15 protein-coding genes are annotated in these 21,056 nt (G+C 60.5%); 4 read left to right on the top strand and 11 right to left on the bottom strand.

Annotated elements, in window-relative coordinates; translation table 11 throughout:
* Window positions 1-10 precede the first annotated feature (10 nt).
* Complete coding sequence (locus Mal15_RS28555) at window positions 11-862, top strand: DUF2092 domain-containing protein (RefSeq protein WP_167547106.1); 852 nt, start codon at window positions 11-13, stop codon at window positions 860-862.
* 321 nt (window positions 863-1,183) lie between these two features.
* Here Mal15_RS28555 and Mal15_RS28550 read toward each other — a convergent pair whose 3' ends face one another.
* From Mal15_RS28550 to Mal15_RS28525, 6 genes are all read right to left on the bottom strand, one after another.
* A complete protein-coding gene (locus Mal15_RS28550; RefSeq protein ID WP_233903085.1) occupies window positions 1,184-3,847 on the bottom strand; it encodes a VWA domain-containing protein in 2,664 nt (887 codons plus the stop codon).
* A gap of 70 nt (window positions 3,848-3,917) precedes the next feature.
* Entirely contained in the window at window positions 3,918-5,270 is a 1,353-nt protein-coding gene (locus Mal15_RS28545; RefSeq protein ID WP_147870868.1) for a polysaccharide biosynthesis/export family protein, read from the bottom strand.
* 99 nt (window positions 5,271-5,369) lie between these two features.
* On the bottom strand, window positions 5,370-6,023 hold the full coding sequence (locus tag Mal15_RS28540; RefSeq protein ID WP_147870867.1) for a hypothetical protein: 654 nt from the start codon (window positions 6,021-6,023) through the stop codon (window positions 5,370-5,372).
* A gap of 297 nt (window positions 6,024-6,320) precedes the next feature.
* Window positions 6,321-8,303 (bottom strand): vWA domain-containing protein, encoded by a 1,983-nt coding sequence (locus Mal15_RS28535; protein WP_147870866.1) that lies wholly within the window; start codon window positions 8,301-8,303, stop codon window positions 6,321-6,323.
* A 3-nt stretch (window positions 8,304-8,306) separates the two neighbouring features.
* Complete coding sequence (locus tag Mal15_RS28530) at window positions 8,307-9,197, bottom strand: DUF58 domain-containing protein (protein ID WP_147870865.1); 891 nt, start codon at window positions 9,195-9,197, stop codon at window positions 8,307-8,309.
* 11 nt (window positions 9,198-9,208) lie between these two features.
* A complete protein-coding gene (locus Mal15_RS28525) occupies window positions 9,209-10,222 on the bottom strand; it encodes an AAA family ATPase (RefSeq protein WP_147870864.1) in 1,014 nt (337 codons plus the stop codon).
* Window positions 10,223-10,515: 293 nt separating this feature from the next.
* Here Mal15_RS28525 and Mal15_RS28520 point away from each other — a divergent pair, with 293 nt between their 5' ends.
* The gene (locus Mal15_RS28520) at window positions 10,516-11,850 is read left to right on the top strand and encodes a Trx7/PDZ domain-containing (seleno)protein (RefSeq protein ID WP_233903084.1); all 1,335 of its coding nucleotides are present in this window, start codon (window positions 10,516-10,518) and stop codon (window positions 11,848-11,850) included.
* Window positions 11,847-12,842: a threonine ammonia-lyase gene (locus Mal15_RS28515; protein WP_147870862.1), complete on the top strand. Its 996-nt coding sequence runs from the start codon at window positions 11,847-11,849 to the stop codon at window positions 12,840-12,842. The genes Mal15_RS28520 and Mal15_RS28515 overlap by 4 nt, the downstream gene beginning before the upstream one ends.
* A 290-nt stretch (window positions 12,843-13,132) precedes the next feature.
* On the opposite strand, the gene Mal15_RS28510 is transcribed toward Mal15_RS28515, so the two are convergent.
* Entirely contained in the window at window positions 13,133-14,431 is a 1,299-nt protein-coding gene (locus Mal15_RS28510; RefSeq protein ID WP_233903083.1) for a hypothetical protein, read from the bottom strand.
* 383 nt (window positions 14,432-14,814) lie between these two features.
* Between Mal15_RS28510 and Mal15_RS28505 the strand changes: the two genes are divergently transcribed.
* Window positions 14,815-15,618 carry a hypothetical protein gene (locus Mal15_RS28505; protein WP_147870861.1) on the top strand — a complete coding sequence of 268 codons (804 nt, stop codon included), beginning with the start codon at window positions 14,815-14,817 and terminating at the stop codon, window positions 15,616-15,618.
* Between the two features lie 117 nt (window positions 15,619-15,735).
* Here Mal15_RS28505 and Mal15_RS28500 read toward each other — a convergent pair whose 3' ends face one another.
* The 4 genes from Mal15_RS28500 to Mal15_RS28485 form a co-directional block, all read right to left on the bottom strand.
* A complete protein-coding gene (locus Mal15_RS28500) occupies window positions 15,736-16,593 on the bottom strand; it encodes a hypothetical protein (RefSeq protein ID WP_147870860.1) in 858 nt (285 codons plus the stop codon).
* Between the two features lie 686 nt (window positions 16,594-17,279).
* Window positions 17,280-18,362, bottom strand: a complete 1,083-nt coding sequence (locus Mal15_RS28495; protein WP_147870859.1) for a dipeptidase — start codon at window positions 18,360-18,362, stop codon at window positions 17,280-17,282.
* Between the two features lie 84 nt (window positions 18,363-18,446).
* Window positions 18,447-19,799: an MFS transporter gene (locus tag Mal15_RS28490; protein WP_167547105.1), complete on the bottom strand. Its 1,353-nt coding sequence runs from the start codon at window positions 19,797-19,799 to the stop codon at window positions 18,447-18,449.
* 20 nt (window positions 19,800-19,819) lie between these two features.
* Complete coding sequence (locus Mal15_RS28485) at window positions 19,820-20,941, bottom strand: D-TA family PLP-dependent enzyme (protein WP_147870857.1); 1,122 nt, start codon at window positions 20,939-20,941, stop codon at window positions 19,820-19,822.
* Window positions 20,942-21,056 lie beyond the last annotated feature (115 nt).

Below are 21,056 nucleotides of genomic sequence, written 5' to 3'. Positions count from 1 at the left end.
CTTTCAGCCAATGACGGACGTTATCCCGATGTTGCTAGCGGCACGATATCGTGTTCACACGTTCGTCTCCCTTGTCGTCTTGACGATGCCTCTTGCCGGGGTGAGGGCGCAGGAAACGCAACCCGACGCGCCGGGCCCGGCGGAAACCACGCCCGATCTGGCCGCGCTCCGGCCTCTGTTCGCCCGGCTGAGCACCGCGAAATCGACGCGGGCGAGCGTCCAGTTGTCAGCCGATACGATCATCGACGGAGCTGTGATCAACACCCAAACATCGGTGTACCAGATCGCATCGCAGGCTCCCGATCAATTCACGATCTATTTGAAAGACCAGAACCAGCGGGTGCGGATTTTCAGCGACGGCCAAACCACGACGGTGGCCTTGTCCGAACAGGCATTCACCGTGCTCGATAAGCCGCTCGCGATGCAGCAAGCGGTGTTCGATTTGCCACTGCCGATGGGGCCGTATCCGGAACCCGTTTTGGCCCTGACGCTGGCCGGCATCGATCCCGCACTTTCGCTGACCGCGGGGATGAAATCGGTGCGATTGCTCGATCGCAATCCGTTTCGCGGCGAAACCCCGGCGATCCACTTCCAGGGCATCCAGGAAGACAACGTCCAATGGGACCTGTGGATCACCCAAGACCAATCGCCCCGACCGCTGCGGTTGCGTGTGGATCTGACGGAGATGTTACGGGCCAACGGCGGGTTGGAGCTGCCAGCCGGCTATCGCTATGCGCTGCGATTCGATTTCACCACTTGGCGGATCGATCATCCCAACGCCGCCTCGTTGTTTCGCTACGAAAAAATCCCCGGTGCGAAGGAGTACGAATCGATCGAGGCGTACTTCGATCAAACAAAGTGATCGATGTAATCGTCCTATCCTACCTCCAAAATCTTCCTACCTCTCCACGCAACCGCTCAGCGTGGACCTGGGGTTACGTCCGGATTCGCTGGGGCTCATCCGGTCTCACCCCAGGCCAAATTGTAGATCGCCGTTGGCGAACCGAGCGTAGTGATCTTTGATAACGCACGGAACAAAAGCAACTGAATCCATCAGTAATACAATCGACGTCCCACGCAGCGACCGTGGGCGGCTAAAGCCCAATACCGCGAAGCGAAGTTAAGCGTCGTTTCCACTGGGGAGGGCCCGTAGGCTCGCGTCAAACGGCTAATCATCACAAGTTCACCGCGCCAGTTCGATGCGTCGCAGCGCGACATCGGCGACGAAGACCGACATCGCGATCATCAGCAACCAGGGCCACAGCGGCATCGGTTCGCGGGCGGTCGCATCGATCGGCTCGGCGATCGATGCGGGCGTCGGATCGAATCGACCGCCGCTGACCGTCGCGATCCGCTCCAAGGTCGTCGTCGCGGTCGGCAACAACCGCAATTCGTCGCTGTAGCCGACCGAGATCCCGCGTGAGGAGCGCTGGGTCGATCCGGATTTCCGCGTCTGCGCCAGATCCAGGTGGTACGCCCCCCGTCGATCCGTTTTGATCTCGGCTTCAAAACGCCCCGGGGCGGTCTGACGCATCTCCAGCTTCTTGCGGTCCAGGCCGGGATCGATCAACGTCAATTCGGTGGTCGCGTTCTCGATGAACGCTCCGTTTTGGTCCACCGAATCGAGCGAGACGAAGGTGGTTTCGCCCTCACGACGGACATCGACGAACACGCCTCGATTGTCATCCTTGCGCATCGCGTGGCGGATGATCTGAGCCCAGAAGGGACCGAAGTCCGGCCACGCCAACCATTCACCGGCCCAACGGTTCTTGGCATCACTGGTGAACGCGACGGACATGCCCAATCCGTACCGCCACCACGCCAACAACGGGTCTCCCGACTCGCTGGCCAGAATGAACTCCGCGGTCGGCTTGGGACGGGTGACCACATAGCCGAGCAACAGCGGCGACAATTCCAAATCGATGCCTTCCAAGACCGTGGTGGGTCGGACCAGTTGGGCGGTGAAGGGCAATTCGTTGATCGCCGACTTGCTCGCTTCCACCGTTTCTTTGGCGAATACCTGAGGGACGGCGTCGGGCGAATCGCAGAAGTAATAACGTCCGCCCCCGATCTGTGCCAGTTCTTCCAACAGGTCTTCGCTAGCCCCTTGCCCGAGTGCGACGGTGGACAACGTGATTCGATTGGCGGACATGTCCGATGCGGCGCCCTGAAAATCTCCCGGGGACGACACGCCGTCGGTCATCAATATGACGTGCTTCAGCTTCGCCGTCGCTCCGCGAAGTGCGTCCAGGGCGTCGACCATGCCGGGATACATGTTCGTACCGCCGGAGGCTTCGATGGTGCTGATCGCATCGATGATCTGCCCCTTGTCCGACGTCGATCGCAATTCAGAAACGGTGTAGGCCGAACCGTCAAAGGCGATCACGCCGATCGCATCACGCGGCCCGAGCAACTCCACCGCGGCGCGGGCCGCATCCTTGGCAAGTTCGATCTTTTGGCCGCCCATCGATCCGCTCTTGTCGATGACCAGCATCATCGCCAGCGAAGGCTTCTCGCGTTCCTTTTCAAAGTTGCTGCGGACCGGCAAGATCTCTTCGACTTGAGTCCGGTAATAACCGCCCAGCCCGAACGACTGGTCACCGCCCAGCATGATCAACCCGCCGCCGAGTTCTTTCACGTAGATCCGAATCAAGTCCATCTGCCGCATCGACATCGCCGTCGCGGGAACGTTCGACAGGACCAGACACTCGTAACCTTGAATCTCCGTCAGATCGCTGGGGATCCCCTCCGGCGGACGCACTTCCACGTCGATCGATTGCTCGTCCAACGCCCAGCGCAGCGAATCGGTTTGGTCCAAATCGGGATCGACCAACAACACGCGTGGGCGTCCCTGGGCATAGACCACGGTTTCGGATGCGTTGTTGTCCAGCAACGTGTCATCGAATCCACGCAACCGCGCGGCAAAGGATTCTTGCCGCTTGCCCAAGACGGTTTGCCGGAATCGAAACGTGTTTTCGCCCTGTTTGATTTTGACCGGCTTGGGTTCTTCATCACCGATCTGGATATCACCGCGGTACAGATCGATGTAGCCCTCGGTATCGCGATTGCTGCTGACGACGACTTCGACGAAGAACGGTTGCCCTTGGCGGACCTGTGTGGGGGCATCGACGCGGGTCAGTTGGACTTCCGGATCGCTGCGCGAGGGCAGCGGCACGGTCCAGATCGGGACACCACCTTGGGCGGCGGCGGCGATCACGTCGCCTCCCTCGGTCGCATTGCCATCGGACAACAACACGACGCGGCGAACACGCGACGGCGGCATCGATGCGATCGCGGTCCGAACGGCGGCTTCCAAATCGGTTCCGCGACGCGACGCAGCCTCGTCCGGAGTGCTCCCCTGAGGCTGGGACGCTTCCTCCGCCGCAACCGAATCGTCCGTTGACTCCTCGTCGAGCGATGCGTCCTTTTCGGCGGCTTCGTCTGCGTCATCGGCCGACTGCGACGCTTCTCCGTCAACGACGTCGGCCGACCACTGCTCCTGCAGCTTTCTCGGTTGGCGGTCAAATTCCAGAAAGCGAACCTCGACGTCCGCCCGCTCGGCCGCCTTGACGGATTGCTGCAAAAATGTGTCCGCTTTGTCCCGCGCCGCTTGGTCAATGCTCTCGCTGCGATCGATCGCGAACACGACCATTTGCCGATCGGTTTCACGCATCAACACCGGCCCGGCCAGCGCCGCGACCAGCAGCCCAAGGACCACCGCCCGCAACACCAGCGAGACGCGTTTTTGCCAGCTCGGAAAATCGCTCAACGAGCGGAGGTGGTACCAGATCAAAAACGGCACTGCCGGGATCAACAGGTACAACCAATTGAAATCAGACCACTGCACTGAAACGTTACCCCGGATGAAAAACAGGAGGTCGCAACAGCGTAGACTATAGCAGTTTTCTGATCCCGATTTAGTCTTGGAACAATTCGCGGATGCCGAAGGTGAAGAACGTTGCGATGCCGAAATTCAGCATTTCTTCCTGGGGCTTGTATCGCAGGATCAGCGTGTCGCCAGGCTGCACGAGAATGTTCTCCCGCGAATTGTTCATCGCGACCTGCAAGTCGACGGCAATGTTGTAGGTCCGCCCGCAGGGCAACTTGCGAATGATGTACAGTTGTGACGGGCTTGGGCCACCTAATCCTCCGAGCATCCCTCCGGCTCCACCGCCACCGCCGCCGCCACCTCTGCCCGACGATGCCACACCCGAACCGGCGAGTGCGATCGCTCCCAACACGTCCAGGTCATAATCGCGCGGTAGCGGATGCTGGCCTCCGCCGAGCAACCCACCGGTGTAGAACAATTCGGTCTCCCTGGATTCGACCATCACGATGTCGCCGGTTTGCAGGATGACATCGGAGGGGCGAATGTTGGGCTCGTTCCCCGGATAATATCGCAGCGGAATCCGAACCACGAATTGTTTTTCCAACAGATGTTCGTCAAATGCGATGCAATTGGGGTCGGTCGTGAGATAGTCGTGCACGAGCGGGACGCCTTGGCCGAAACATCCGCCGCCGCAGTCCTGTGACAACAATTGGCTCATCAATTCATGGCGTCGCTCGGCGGGGATTTGCGATGTCTTGTAGATCACGACTTCATTTCGCTCGTTGAATCCGGGTAATCCGCCGGATCCCATCAGAGCGTTCAGCACGTCGTTTCGTTTTTCGGGCAGATCCAGCGTGTAACCGGCAGCGGTGCCGTCGGTGTTGGCACTGCTGGCGTTGAAACGAACGACGGTGACCGTGTGTGTGCGACGTTTCATCAACGACACCACCGGATAATTCACTCCGGGCGGCAAGATTTCCTCTTCCCGGTAACGTCGCGTGATTTCCTGACGTGCCTGTTCGAGCGTCATGCCGGAAACATTGAATGCCGGCAGCAAGGGCAGATTGATCAATCCACCTTCTTGAACGGGAATCGGGTACCCGATGGACGGTTGCAAGAATGATTGCTCGCCCGGCAGATTCACCGGTGGCGGTGTCGGAGGACTTTCGGGTGAGGAAAAGGGGAGCACTCCATCCAGGTAGACGCTCAATACATCCCCTTCGTCCAGCACGTAGACCTCGTCGTTGGGACGTGCGAGCAACACAACCGGGACCTCAACCTGGTCGCGTTTCGGCACTCCCAACAACTCATCGGGCAGATCGAAAACCGGAATCCCCGTCACCGGTGTCAACACGGAGGTGCAACCGCCGCCGACGACCAGCAGCAGGGAATAGAAGGCGAGCCTGCAAACAGAGGCGACGTGATGAATGTGGTTGTCCATTCTTGGCATCCTTGCCGAAACGGGATTCTAATGATTGGCTCGATCGTTCGATGGTGTCACACAGGTCCATGTGCGACGTTTGCTACGCAGTCACTTGACCTAAATCAAATCGTTGGTGTCAGCTTCGGGTGTCTCGGGAGCGGGCAGCATTTGCATATCCAGTTCCACCTCCGGCTCCGGTTGCAGCGGTTCTTGGGGAAGCAACTCGAAGGTCTCCGTCGGTTCCGGGGAAGTCGTTTGGGCTTCCCTGCGACAACCGCACAATGCCAACGCCAGTTCGGGATTCAGCGGTGCCAAACGCCACCGATCGACGCCGCGGGCGACCGCATCGACATGCCCAAAGTTGTAACCCTGGTACCACGGCACGGCGGCCGGATAGGTTTGGTGAATCGCATGGGCACTCAACAGGCGTCGCGCGGGCACCGGCGGCGGACACTCGCCCATCCCCATCGCGGTATCGACGTAGGCCGCGATGTATCCCGCTTCGGCGTCGGACGCGCAGGGCGACGAGGCATAGCTGCTCTGGTAGCTCTGTTCCCAATTTCGCCGCGCTTCCTTCGTGGCCCGAACCTTGATTTCGGTCCGCTTCTTGGCCGCCGCATACGGCTGCCACGTGGATCGAATCGCGTCGGCCACACAGCCGGCACTACAAAGTGTCGCGATTGCAACGATCATGCCGCCGCAGCGAAGCGAAGCCGAACGTGTGGCGGACCGTCGCGGGTTGCCCCGACGCTGATGATGGTTTTCGTGCATTGCGTCACTCCGTTGTCGCGCACCTGGCTGAGACTTCGTCCCGGATCGACGCATCGCTCGCGCTGCAAGCATTACCGACCGATCCAGTGTTCATGATCGGCAGCTCGCCGCGTCGATACGCCTGATTCCCGCGGAGTCGGTTTATCCGCGACAAGCGTTACGAGCGGAATGCATCGGCCGGGAGATCCCTGCGGCTTGTACCGATCGGGAGCGTGGAATCGGCGGACGAGACGCGTGGTCGCCGATTGCGACGTGGTCCCGCTAGGCAACGTGGTCCCGCTAGGCGACGTGGTCCCGCTAGGCGACGACACGGCGTTGGTAGAGCGCCCATTCGGTGATCACCAGCCCGGCGGCCAGCAGGATCAGGTAAAACCAGGGCGAGCGACCGGCCGGTGGTAATTCGCCGGCCGTCGTTTCGGGCAGTTCCGGTAATCGCAAATCGCTTTCGTTGGCATCGGACAGATTGACGGCAACCAGATTGGCGTCGTCACCAGCGATGGACGCTGCGGTTTCCGCAAACGCTGCCTCGGCGTCCTCTTCGCTGGCCAAACGATAAACGCCGGTCTGGGCCAACGGTCCCAGTTTCACCTTGCCACGCTGGACGGTGACCAACGACCGTTCACCCGACGGTGCAATCAGCCGGGCCGTTTGTGACGGTGATTCCTCGGCGACGTCCCAGAGGACATCGCTGGACTGGCCCGTCGCGATCGCGGGACGAATCTCGCCGGTTTCACGAAAAAACCAATTCATCGCATTGGTCATCAAGACGGGGAAGGCGATCCGCAGCGGCAGATCGCTGCTGTCCAAATCCGAGGCCAGCAACAAGATCCGCCCCTCGCTGCGTTCGATCGACACGCACACGCGATCCCCACCGGCTGTTTCCAACAACGTCGTCGGCGCGCCCAACGCTTCGTTGACCTCCAAATCACGGCCGCCGGACAAGATCACGTTCTGCAGTTGCACGTGCCGCAGCAGCGGGGATTGTTTGTCCTGCTTGGCGATGATCGGTTGCTCGACCCGCCGGCCCAATCGCCAGGCCGGTTGATTGCCCGGCCCGACCACCGGCCCCGATTCAGGGACATCCACCAACAACAGCGGTCCCTCGGGAACGGTCTCCGGGACGGTCCCGGCAAACACGGTCAATCGCGCCGAGGCGTCCGAGTCAACGATCCTCACCAACGGAATCGACTCCAACACGCGTCGCAAGTAATAGGACTCCGAGGCGTCGCCGGTGACCAACTTGACCGGGATTTCCGGTCGATCGGGCAAGATCGCCCTCGCGACATCGTCGACCGGAAACACGTCCTCCGTTTTCAACGTCCCCGTCAACACGCCTCCGCCGCGAGACGTGCCGTCGATCTGTTTTCGAAACGCTCCTTCGGCTTCGATCTCCAACGGGATCACGTCAACCATTGCGTCGTCCAGTTGAAGCGTCAGCCGAGTCTCGACCGGATCGGAGGAAAAGTTGCGAACTTCGACCAACAGTGAATAACCGATCGGATCGACGGTGGAACGCCTGACCTGGAACGTGGTGATCGCCAGATTGTCGACCGAAGCCCCGACTTGGATCCAGCGGACATCGTCGCCGGAGAACCAGTCGGGTGGCACGTCGGGCGTTTCGGATTCCGCGTCGTCGGCGGACAGCTCGGAGGACGACGATGGACCACCGCTCAGCAGGTCTCGATCGGGGACGCCGCCGTCGCTGAAGACGACGATCCGTCGCTTTTTGTCATCGGCCGCCAATCGCCGCGCCGCAGCGATCGCCTCGTCGATTCGGGTCGGGCCATCGGTCGGTTGAATTTCCAGCAGGGCCTCTTGCACGGTCGGCGCGAAATCCGACATCCCCACCACCACGCGGACACTGGCCCCGGCGGTGATCAAGGCAATGTTGTCGCCCGAACGCAGTGTCCCGGCGACGTCCGATGCCCGGTCGATCGCTTGCCGCAACCGGGTCTTGCCCGACGCCGGATCGACCGCCTGCATGCTGGCCGAATTGTCGACGACCAGGATTAGATCCTGGCCGCTGTCTTCTTGCGAATTCCACAGCGGATCTGCGATCGCCAAGCCCAGCAGGGTGACAAACACCAATTGCAGCAACAGCGAGATCCAGTGTCGCAGGTTCTGCCAAAGCGAACGTTGACGTTTCTGTTCGAAGACCTGGTCCCAGAACAACAACGTCGCCACCGACCGCCGACGCAGCCGAGTCTTCAGAATATAAAAGGCGATGATCGGCAGCGCGGCCAACAGCCAAATCAATTTGTCCGGTGAAGCAAATGACATCGATTACCCCACCGCCGCGGCGCGCATCATTTTCAACAGCACGGCATCAAACGGGACGTCCGTTGTGGTGCGTGTGTGGGCCAACCCGTGCGTCCGACAATACGTCTCGACGTCTTGCACAAACGATTCAAACAGTCGGCGGTACTGCCGAAGCTTTCGTTCGGTCACCGTCACTTTCTTCTCGGTGCCCGTTTCGCAATCGACCAATTGGACGTCCCCCAGCAGCTTCGGGTCGGCCTCGCTGCGCGTGTGAATTTGAATCACGTGGGGCTCGAATTGCGCGTATCGCAGCCGATCGACCCCTTCGCGAAATCCCTGTTGATCGAACAGGTCGCTGATCACGATTGCCAAACCGGTTCGGGGGGCGCGGCCGACGAACTCGCCGACGGTCCGGCGCAGGTCGGTTTTTTCCCCGTGGCAGGCCAACCCTTCTAAAAAACGCAGCACACTTAAAATCTGGTCTTTCCCGCGCACCAGCGGCATCACCACTTTGACACCGTCGGCATAGGCGACGATGGAGACACGGTCCAAGTCCGCTAGCGCGATGTAGGCCAACGCTGCGGCGATCTGCCGTGCGAGCGTGAATTTCGGCGGGTCCGGGTCGACCGCCCCGTTGGATTCCACGTGCATGCTCTGCGACGCATCGAGCAGCAGGTAGACGTGCAAGTCCTCTTCTTCTTGGAACCGTTTGAGCAGCAGATCACCGTGCCGCGCGTAGACGTTCCAGTCCAAGTAACGCAGGTCGTCGCCGTGCATGTACTCGCGGTGATCGGAAAACTCGATGCCGCCACCGGTCTGCATCGTCCGCCGTTGTGCGAGCAGTTGGCCCTGGAACATCCGCTTGCTGAGCAGAGACAGGTATTCGAGTTGTTTTAGGAAATCGGAGTCGAACATGAATGATGCGGCTACCCGGCCAACGCCGCTTCCTGCCCCACCTTCTCCAGCAGGTCATCGATGATCTTGTCGACCACGATCCCTTCGGCCTGGCCTTCAAAGTTCAACATCACACGATGCCGCAGCACGGCGTGGGCGACCGACCGCAGGTCGTCCTTGCAGACGTGGAAACGGCCGTCCAAGACGGCTTTGATCTTTGCACACAAGATCAACGCTTGGGCACCGCGGGGGCTGCTGCCGTATCGCACGAATTGACGCACCATCGCCGTGGCCGCCTCGTGTTCGGGATGGGTCCCCATCACCAACAAAATCGCATAGCGTCGCACTTCATCGGCGATCGGGATCTGCCGCGAAAGATCACGCAGCCGCAACACCCGCTCGCCCGAGATCACTTTGCCCGGCGGTGGGATTTCACCGGCGGTCGTCCGGTCCATGATCGTTTCCATTTCCTCGGTCGTCGGGAACGGAACAAGCAATTTCATCAGGAATCGATCCAACTGGGCTTCGGGCAACGGATACGTGCCTTCCATCTCCAACGGGTTTTGCGTCGCCAGCACAAAGAACACGCCCTCGAGCCGGTGCGACGTGCCGGCGACCGTGACGCTGTGTTCCTGCATCGCCTCCAGCAACGCGGATTGAGTTTTCGGCGTCGCGCGGTTGATTTCATCCGCCAGGATCACGTTGGCAAAAAGCGGGCCACGCTGAAATTGAAACTCCTTCTGCCCACCCTCGCCTTCGACCAGGATATTGGTCCCGATCAAATCGGCTGGCATCAAGTCGGGCGTGAACTGGATCCGGCTGAAGGGTGCCTCCAAGACTTCACTGAGCGTTCGCACCAGCAGCGTTTTGCCCAACCCCGGCACGCCTTCGAGTAACACGTGACCGCCGGCGATCATCGAGATCAACACGCCGTCGACGATCGGCTCCTGTCCGACGATTCGCTTGGCCACCTCGGACCGCAACTGCTCGAACTCGCTGCGGAAATTCCTCAGCTCGGCACGAAACTCTTCTTCGGACAACTGCATCTTCTATGTTCCGTCTCGCATTTGAAATCGACTGGGTCGGGATGGCAATCCGGTGGACATCCCGCCATCCCCCTGACATCCGGCCCCCCCGGCGTCGGGTACTTAGTGATAACCGTTCCCGTCACCAGATGCAAAGGAATTGGCCATTTTCGTTAGACGGATTGTCTGGAAAAAATCTTCCCCCAAGACGTCCGTCCCGATCGGCTGACACCAACCGTCGCGTCTTTGGTGCGATACATTGGTGGTCACCGGTGGCTTTTCGACCTTCATCAAACAATTCAATGCAAAACCCGATGCGTATCCTTTCATCGTTGACGCTTGCTCCCACCCTGGTCCTTGCCCTCGCGACGACACTGCCCGCACAGACCCGAGAAGAAATCGTCCGGAGCGACAAAGAGAAAGTTCAGCGGGAAGGATTCTGGATGTACAACGACATTCCGGGGGCTTTTGAAGAAGCCAAAAGGACGGGCAAGCCGATCGTCGTCGTGCTCCGCTGCCTGCCCTGTCACGAGTGTGTCAAATTGGACGACGAATTGGTCGATACCGATCCGGTGATCCGGCCGCTGCTGGAACAATTCGTCTGCGTGCGTCAGGTCGCGACCAACGGACTGGACCTGGACCTGTTTCAGTACGACACCGATCAATCCTTTGCCGTTTTCTTCCTGGCCGCCGACAAGACGATCTATGGACGCTTTGGCACCCGTTCGCACCGCACCGATTGGATGGGCGACGTCTCATTGAAAGGGCTCGCCGAAGCGCTGCAAGGTGCACTGGATCTGCATGCCGATCACGCAGAAGTCAAAGACGCCTTGGCGGGCAAACGCGGACAACCGATGGAAGTCGCTTCGCCGGAACGCTACCCGTCGCTGGAGGATAAGTTCACCGACGAATTGGATTATCAGGGCGATGTCGTGAAAAGCTGCATTCACTGTCACCAGATCGGCGACGCCCAACGCGAGTATTACTGGCACGCCAAGAAACCGATTCCCGACAAAGTGCTGTGGCCGTACCCGCATCCCAAATCGGTGGGATTGATCATGGACCCCAACGAAAAGGCCACGATCAAAGAGGTTTCCGCGAATTCGATTGCCGACCAGGCTGGACTTCGTAGCGGCGACGTGATCGCAACGCTGGACGGCCAGCCCTTGCTGTCGATCGCCGACATCCAGTGGGTGCTGCACAACACCGATCCCGACGGCGGCACGGTGCCCGCAAGCATCCAACGCGACGGATCACCGGTCGACATGCAATTGCGTTTTCCCAAGGATTGGCGCCGCGCCGGTGACCTGTCCTGGCGCGTGACCACGTGGGGGCTGCGTCGCATCGCTGCCGGAGGAATGGTGCTGGAACCGTCGACCCGATCCGATCCCCAGTCGGCCGCCGGCGACAATGCGACCATGGCATTGCACGTCAAACGTGTCGGCAAGTACGGCGCCCACGGAGCCGCTAAGCGATCCGGCTTTCGCGAGGGAGACGTGATCACGTCCTTCGACGGGCGAACGGATCTGTCGAGCGAACAGGAATTGTTGACGTATGTGGTCACGTCGAAGCAGCCCGGTGACAAGGTCGACGTCACCATCAAACGCGACGGAAAAGATCTGACCTACACGCTGCCGATTCAGAAATGAGTTGTCACTCGAAACAACACGCGATCACACTCGACGACATTCAATCGGCCGCACAGCGGATCGCCGACCACGTGGCGCGAACGCCCGCGATCGCCAGCGAAGTGATCTCCAGGCGGCTCGGTTGCCAGGTCGCGTTCAAGGCCGAGAACCTGCAGCATGTCGGCGCCTTCAAGGCGCGCGGTGCGGTCAACGCGGTGATGAGCTTAAGTGACGAAGATGCACACCGCGGCGTCGTGACTCATTCCTCGGGCAATCACGCCGCGGCACTCTCCCGGGCGGCCAAGCTTCGCGGCATCCCGGCGTTTGTCGTCATGCCTGAAAACTCATCCCCCATCAAGATCGCCGCGGTCCGATCGTATGGTGTCCAGCCGGTGTTTAGCGGCCCGTCGACGCAGCAACGCGAGCAGGCGGCTGACGAGCTGCAACGACAAAGCGGCGCGACGCTGATCCATCCCTTCGAAACTCCGGCGGTGATGGCCGGCCAGGGCACCGTTGCGTTGGAACTGCTGCAACAGCTCCACCAGCTGGACGCCGTCTTGGTCCCCGTCGGCGGCGGAGGCCTGTTGGCGGGCATCCTGGTCGCCATCAAATCGCTGCGGCCGGAGATCGAAGTCTATGCCGTCGAACCGGAACTGGCCGACGACACCGCACGCAGCCTGTCCGCCGGATCCCCGCAACCGCCGACACGCTACGACACGGTCGCCGACGGGCTGCGGACCGGGGTCGGCGACCACACGTTCCCGATCATCCGAGACCTGATCGATGACCTGTTTCTGGTTTCCGAAGATTCGATCCTGTCGGCGATGCGGGGAATCGCCGAAGACGCGCACCTGGTGGCCGAGCCGTCCGGCGCGGTTGCATACGCGGGATTGGTCGAAAACGCCGAACGTTTTGCCGGCCGTTGCGTCGCGGTTGTCGTCAGCGGCGGCAATTTAAATTTCGGCGATTGCAGCCTGGGCGGACAACGCCGCGTCACACCAAAAACATCATGAATTGCCCGTCATTCGTAGCCACCTTCGCCAGAAGGTGAATCCGCAGCGTTTCTCCACGCTCTGGCGGCCTGTTGATTTAATCGTTTTCGATGAACGAACAGGGCCATACGAGCCCGACACGCTGGCAGGCTGTCGATTTAGTGAGCCGACGGCGCTAGCCGCGGGCCTTGCGGTGCCAGCATCGCCCTTCGAGGCCCGTGGCTAGCGCCATCGGCTCACGATTGTTTCGGTTGCGATTAAATCGACAGCCTGCTAGCGAGCGTCGCTCGTGTCAAAATCAACGGTGCCGTTCATTCGAACCATTCGGACTTGGTTTCACGCAAGATCTCGAGCGTGTCGGCCCGCGTCTGTGCGTCCAGGTGCCGATACGCGGCGTCTTGGTTCGCCCCTGTCAGCACCGCCAACAATTGACGCGTGATTTCACGTTTCAGCGGTTGCTGCATCGCATCGAAGGCCGGCGAATAAACCAGGTAACTGCACGGGTATTTGAACATCCGGGTCTTCAGATCAAAGTCTCGCAGCGATCGGCCACGGCGGTCGACCGGACCGCGCCGGGTGAATTCGTCGGCGAAGATGACCGAACCTTTGACCGGATCGGTCAGCGGCGTTTCATCGCAGAACAAGGCATAATCGACGACCGGCTTGGCGATCAATTGCAGCCGGGCATTCCATTCGTCTGGATCCTCGTTTTGATCTTCATCGGCGTCACGCTCGTGCATCATCTGGCGGACGGCAAAATCGGCCTGGGTGATCGCGTTGTGCATTTGAGTCTGGTGCTCCAGCACCATCAGCGCGACGATGTCGCTGTAGGGCGAAAGGTAATCGTGGGTATCGAACTCGTCCCATAGACTCAATCGATTTCCGTTGTCCTGTAGGTCCAATTGCCCGCCACGCAGAAATGTGTTGCCCATGTGACGCATTCCGCCATGCCGCCCGGTCACGTACCAACCGCCCCAACGCTGCGAAAAGGGGCTGGAGTGATCGGTGATGAATGAATCACGTTGCGACGCCACGCTGCCGTCGACCTCCGGGTGCACGCTGCGCACCGTGTGCCCGGGAACGCCCTGGGTCATCGAGGTCGCGTGGCAGCCCAGACAGTCATAGTGCGCCTGTTTGATCTTGGCACGCCAGGGCATCATGTCGACGGTGTAAAACGCGGTCCCCAGCTTCGGATCTGCGGTCGAAATCTCCATCAACGAACTGCCGCGAATCCATCCCACATAGGTGTCGTCGTTGAAGTAGATCGCCCGCGGATTGCGCCGTGAGATCGCCTGCACCTGCATGCTGGTTTTGGAAAACACCAGGACTTGCGAAGACTCGGGAATTCCGAGCGCCTTGAGAACTGAACGCAGGTAACCGGTCTCGCGCGAATACTCCAGTTGAATCGTCTTGGCCTCCAACCCTTCGATTAGCCGGCTGACCGGATTTTCTGCTTCGGTCTTGGTGTATTCAAACGGTGGCTCTTCGAGATCAATGCTGAGGTTGACTTGAGCCGAAAGGGGGCGGGAGCACAAGCCGATGCCGGAGGCGACGACCACAAACACGAACAGTCGAAGAATGATCCGCGAATCGAGGGCGCCGCTGGGCATGGTGTTGATCTGAAAACGGAGAGCTCGGTGGCGGGAGACGAAGCGCAGGTGCCGATCACGATCGCGGGCCAATTCCCGGCCGCATCAATCGCTGCCCCAACGACTGATCCGCCGATCCGGACGCCACAATCCTGCACTTGCAGGTGCAGATTGTAGCGACGGCGGTCGGCCGGGGCAATGCGGACCGGATTCAATGCGGCGTGAGTTTTGCGACAAAATCGTTCGATTGCGGCCAGAACAGGCGGTCGCGTGTAGACGGCGATGGTCATTCGCGCCAGATTGAACGTGTCACGAATTCGTCATTTGATCGCCAGCGGAAGGTGCGGTCGTTGCCGCCGCAGCGTCGAGCGGTCGCCCCTCTCGCCGTCCCCTGGAGAGCCAAGGTGATTTTTGATCCCTATGAATCACACAAGTTAACGGGCAAGCACGCAGCGCTTTACCGTGAATCACTCGGCACGATGGTGGATGTCTTTCGTGAGTCGCGTGCCGAGGGAGACGAAGACTACATTTCGATTTGGTCCTTCGGCGTCACGTTGTTTGATACCTTGCGTTGGCGACAACAGCTCGCTTTGCTGCTTTCGGTGTCCCGTTGCGTCTTGAACGGATCGGGTGACCCGGAGAAGTGGGATGCGTTGGAGAAGGCGGCGTTTTACGCGGTCTATCGAAACGTCTTGACGCACCTGGAAATCGAACGGGACATGGACTGCATGGAGGCATCGGGGCGGGCGTTCTCATTCCCCGAGGACGACCCGGATTTGGCGGACCTGGACGACTGTGACGAGGAGGAAGAGGAACGCGATGCGAACGAGCAGAGTTGGCACCAATTGATCGCCGGTGCGTACCAGGAAAAGTGTTTGCAGGAAGGCCTGTCGCCGGAGGAGATTGACAAGTACCTGCACTACGAGAGCGACAACAACGGTGATCTGCATCATTGGCACAGCCTGCTGGAAAGTCTGGCCGATCAGATCTTGGACGACCGGGACTTTGAAATGGCGTCGACCTTGATGGACGCCGATCCCGAGATCGCGTCGGCGATCAAAGTGCAACTGGGGATCCCGCGAGACTACTTCATCACGACCGCCGCCGAGCCGAGCGATGCAGCGGTGGAGCAGATGTTCCGCGACCTGATTCTGTTGGCCGGTTTGCGTTTTGGGGTAGGCGAGGAAGGAGACGACGCGCCGTTTTAAAGCACGTCGACCTGGCCATCCGCCGCCGGAGGCCAGATCCGAAAACGCGATCGGATCGCGCCACGAAGGTTCGCGACGCGATCCGATGCCTGTGATGTGACGCCGAGGCGGGCTCTCTCAGCTTTCGACGGTCTCGACCACCGCCTTGGGCTCCCACTTGAATTCAGCGCCCAGGCGAACTTGCTGTGCTTCGATGAAGGCCATCAGGCGTTCAACGAAGTCTCGGATTTCTTTGTCCTTGTTCACCAAATCTGAGGCATTCTCGGTGCCGCTGAGCGGTTCCACCGTTTCGGTCGCAAACTCGCCGAGTTCGATTTCACCTTGTTCGGCGACCGCACGCAGGTAGGCCAGGGCGACGGTCAGGTGACGGAGCGATTGTCCGGTGTCGTAACGGTATTGATCGCGATCGCGTTCCATCCGTGCCTTTTGAATCTCTTTTTCCTCGGCCACGATGTTGGCCGAAACGCCTTTTTTGGCGGCCGGGGTTTTCGCGGTCTTGTGATGGACGTAGTCCGCGGTGGCGCGGATCAGGTGCGACTTGGCGACCGCCAATTCGCCCATCGTGGCCAGCACTTCGATTTCTCGCGAACTCGGCGCCGAATCGTTGTCTTGCAAGCTGGTCGACACTTCATCCATGGTGTCGGCGATCTTCATGATTCTCGCTTCCTCTTTGACCATCGCCGCTGACGCCGCGAGTTGCAACCAGGCCGAGCATTTGTCCAGCGTGGCCGAGAGCGCCGCCTTGTCGCTCGATCCCGCTTGCTCGCGAACCTTCGTCAGGTTTTCCAACGCTTCGTAGCACAGCGGCCAGTAACTGCTTTTGGACACAATCACCCATCCACTGACGTTCTCGGGCCGCTCGTCCCGAATCGTTGGCCGATCGCTCGTTGACACCTTCGCCTCATCGGCAAGTCCACTGCCAGCCAAAACACTCAAACCGGCCACCAACGTTGCAACGGAAAACGTCATCTTCATTGCTCAAAGCCTCGCGTGAAAGGGAGAAGGGGGGATTGAGCTTCGAACAACTCAGCTCATTGCCGAGCGGTTAACGCAATCATCGGACCAATTCAGACCAGCAGCGTCGGAAGGTCTGAAAAAACTGGAGAAATTGGACTCCGTTACGCTGGACACACACGTAGCGACCGACGCCAGAAGGTGAATCCGCGTTCTTTTTCACGCTCTCTCTGGCGTCGCGACGTCTCCATGACGTTGCAACGCCAGTTTCGTTTTCACGATCATTCGCCGACCCGCCCGGCAGGGAAGCGGAAAAAGATTTTCCAATCGGCCACAAACATGTTTCCATGAGCGCGCCGCCGTCCAGGCTCAGCCTGGGCCGTGCAAGATCTGGATTCTGCGGTGGGTCAGCATTTACGCGAAATCATTCCGCGAAGGACGTCCGACTCACAGCAGCCATCGGGCGACGAAACACGAGTGACATCAGCCGATTCGCGCAAGCGTTCGGGCCCCAGCAGCGTTCGGGCCCCAGCAGCGTTCGGGCCCCAGCAGCGTTCGGGCCCCAGCAGCGTTCGGGCCCCAGCGTCGATAGCGGCCCGTAGGCTGGCGCCAAACGGCTGATCCCAACAGGGATTCGCGGAATCGAAAACGCCAAAATTCTACGAACGAAAGCGCGAACCAATCGAACGATTATGCGCAGCCCAGGTTCAGCCCCAAGCCTCCCGCAGCACGCGGACGAAGTTGCCATGAAAGATCGCGGCCATGTCGGTGTCGGTGTAACCGCGTCCGGCGAGGAGGGCCTCGAGTTTCTGCAGATCGGCGATCGTGTCGACGTCACAGGGGCATTGTTCGTTTCCGTAACCCCCGTCCAAATCGCTGCCCAACCCGCAATGATTCGGATTGCCGGCCAACTGGCAAACATGGTCGATGTGGTCGGCAATGTCTTCCAGCGTGATGTTCATTTCCTGGGGATGCGATTGACCGCGGACGAATCCCGGCACGACCATCCAGACATCAAAGGCTGCCCCCAAAACGCCTCCTCGATCGATCACCGCTCTGATTTGATCGTCGGTGAACTGCCTGGGGTCGTCGACCAGGCTGCGACACATTTGATGACTGGCCCAGATCGGTCCGCCGAAGATCTCCAGGGCTTGCCAAAAACAGGTTTCATTCAGGTGCGTCGCGTCAAGGATCATGCCCAATTGATCCATTCGCCGAATCAACTCCCGCCCCTGCGGCGGCAACCCACCCTCGACGTCGTGCCCCATCGCGTAGCGTCCCACGCCGTAGTGCGACGGCCCCAATGCCCTCAGCCCGTACTCCCAGGCCCGATCCAAATGATCCGGGGTAACGATCGAATCGGCACCTTCCAGAGACAAGACGTATCCGATCGGTTGTTTCGTTTCGGCAGCGCGGTCGGGATCGGCCCAACGCTCCAGGTGGCGTTCCAGCGCGGCCAGATCGGCCACCTGGACCATTTCGCCTTGCTCTTCCATCTCGCGATACCAGGCCAGTTGCCCCTGCGTCATTGCCCATGCCTGTGACGGCGATTCCCAATTGGCAACGAACGAACGCGGTTTCATGCAGCCACCGATTTGAGTCGCGACGCAGAGTCCGATGCCGCCGCGGCGCATGTCGCAGAGCGAAACCACTCCGGCCGCCTGCCCCGCCATCCGCTTCGGCAACGCCGCTTCGGCGGTGCGGATTTCTGCGACCGGTCGCCGTAGGTCTCGGTTCCATTCCAACGCGTTCAAACTGAGATCCAGGTGGGCGTCAAAGATCAATTTCATGGTCGGGTTGAAGCGAGTGGTGTTGGATGAAATAAATGGGGATGCCACCCGACGCGTTAGCGAGGGGGCACCCGGCGCCCCTCGCTAACGCGTCGGGCTGGCATGCTCCGCTCGCCGCACTTGACGGGTCGCGTCGGTTCCCAGCACGGCGATCGCGGCCAGAAAATACATGCCCGCGCAGGTCATGAACACATAGGTTTCGCCGCTGCCGGATGCTTCGCCCAGGGTCATCAATCGCGGCACCACCATCGAACTGGCCGCGGCGCCGAAATTGCCCCACATGTTGCCCCAGCCGAACACGGCGGCCGTGTTCTTGCCGCCCACGTCCTGCATGAACGCCCACACCGAGGGGTTGCCGATGTCGGTCATCAGCGACACCAACGCACAACACCCCACGACCCACCAAACCGACTGGTAACTCAAGCAGCCCAGGTACGCCAGACCGGCCAAACCGCAGGTCACGCTCAGCGGCACGATCCGGCCCCAGCGATGCCCCAAGCGCTGGACCGCATGATTGCCCAACCAACCACCGATCAGCTGCCCGGGAATCGCGATCGCCAACACTCCGGTGACCATCAGCGAACCGAGCAGGGCTTCGACGTTGCGTTCCTCCTTTAGGAACGTCGGCAGCCAAGTGATCAAAAACGCCCAGCCGAAGACCAAACAGAACTGGGCCAGCGAATTCAGCCACAGGGACCGACTGCGGACGATCGCGACCATCATCGGTCCGATGTCGCGTAGATTCGTTGTCGACGCCGCGTCCGATGTCGATTCCTCCGAACGACCGATCAGTTCCAACTCGGCGTCGTTGACCCCGGCGTGTTCCTCGGGCCGATTTCTCACAATCACGTAATAGGCGATCGCGGCGATCAATCCGACGAAGCAGTACAGGTACAGCACGTCACGCCAACCGCTTAGCTGGTACACCAGAAACGTCGTCAAGAACGGTGCCAGCGTGCCACCGAGTCGCCCGCCGATCGAAACGAAGGAACTGGCCTGGGCCCGGGCGCGAAAATGAAACCAGTTCCGAATCACGCCGCTGCTGGTCGCATAGGCGCCGGCTTGGGCGACGCCGAAGGCCAACCGCGCGAGCAATAATCCGCCCAGCGTCGTCCCCATCCCTGTCAATCCGGTCAGCAGCGACCAGGCCAGGATGTAAAACGTCAGCATGATTCGTCCGCCGAACCGATCGCTGGCCCAACCCGAAGGCACCTGAAAGAGCGCGTAAGCGAAAAAGAACGCCCCCAGCACATCGCCGATCTCTTCCCGCGAGGCCCCATCAAAATCGCGCAGGAAAGAATCACTTTTAACGATCTCGCCCAGGCAGACGCGATCCAGATACAACATGAACGCCATCAGCACGCTGACGGCGATGATCCGTTTTCGCACCGAGGTGGGCGGAACGCCAGACCGGTTCGTCCCGGTGCCGGAATTCATTGGTAGCTCGCTGGAATCCATCAGATCGTGATCCGCCGCGTTCTTGCGACGACGGGCCACCGCTGGACCGCGCGGCCTTGGCGGACGCACCACACCTCGGAGTGCAACGCGACGGTGGGGCAGATGTGCGTGGGAGCCCCGTACAGTACCGTGCCGACCGGAAACGCCTCGGCACGGTCAGTCTGTAGCACCAGGTGTTCTTCGCTATGCCCCACCGCGGTCGCATCCTCGAGTCCGAAGAAGGTCACTCGCGGAGGCTGCATCTCCGACGCGACCGCTTTGTGGCCCAGGTCGATGCACAATCTGCCTGGGGCGGGACGGCTGATCACGCGGGCCAGCAACACCGCGGCGTGATCAATCTGCATCGGCGGCGTGAACGTCGGCTGTCCGGCATCCCACAGCACCGACGTGCCCGCGCTGACCTCGATCGCTTCTCCGCCTTCCAATCCCTGTTCGGCCACCAGGATCCTGGACGACACCGTGCCGCAGCCGACGACCTTCGGCACCGTCAATCCCTCGGCCCGCAACGAACGCCTCAAGTCCCAAACCGGTTGAAACGCCTCGGCGATCTGACGCCGCACCAACGTTTCATCGGTATCGTGGATGTGACCGTCGTAGGCGTGCAGCCCCGCGGCACGAAGTCCCTGGGCCGCAGCGATGAAACGATATAATTCCGCAGCCCCCTCGCCGGGCAGAATCCCCGTGCGATTCATCCCGACGTTCAGATCGACCAACACGTCCACGGTGACTCCGCAGGCCTCGGCCTCCGCGGCAAGCATCCGAGCCACTTCGATGTCGTCGACGATCGTCGAAAACGTCGTCTCGGGAAACGCCCGAATCAACTCCATCAGTCGCCGGATGTTGGGACCGACGGGTTGGTACGCGAGCAAGACGTCGCGTCCGCCGGCCGCCGCCGTCATCTCCGATTCCGCGATCGTGGATGTCTTAAACTTGTCGATCCCCGCCTGCAGTTTCATTTCAATGATCTGAGGCAACTTGTGCGTTTTGACGTGAGGCCGCAAGCGATCGGCGCCACCCCAGGCTACCATGCGTTCAAGGTTCGCACGCACGCGGTCGGGATAGATCAGCAGGGTGGGCGAAGGGATTTCGTCTGCGTTTGTAAGTTCGTACCAGGACGGCATCAAATCGTTCTTTCGGGTTCGCCGGGCAGGGGTGGGAGCAGGGAGGTGGGAGGTGGGAGGTGGGAGCTGGGAGGTGACGCGGAGAATTGTAACGACATTCGGCTGGCTGCTGGGG

The sequence above is a fragment of the Stieleria maiorica genome, assembly GCF_008035925.1.
GTDB lineage: Bacteria > Planctomycetota > Planctomycetia > Pirellulales > Pirellulaceae > Stieleria > Stieleria maiorica.
The sequence above is the reverse complement of the archived record's forward strand: the minus strand, read 5'-3'. Positions and strand labels throughout refer to the sequence as shown.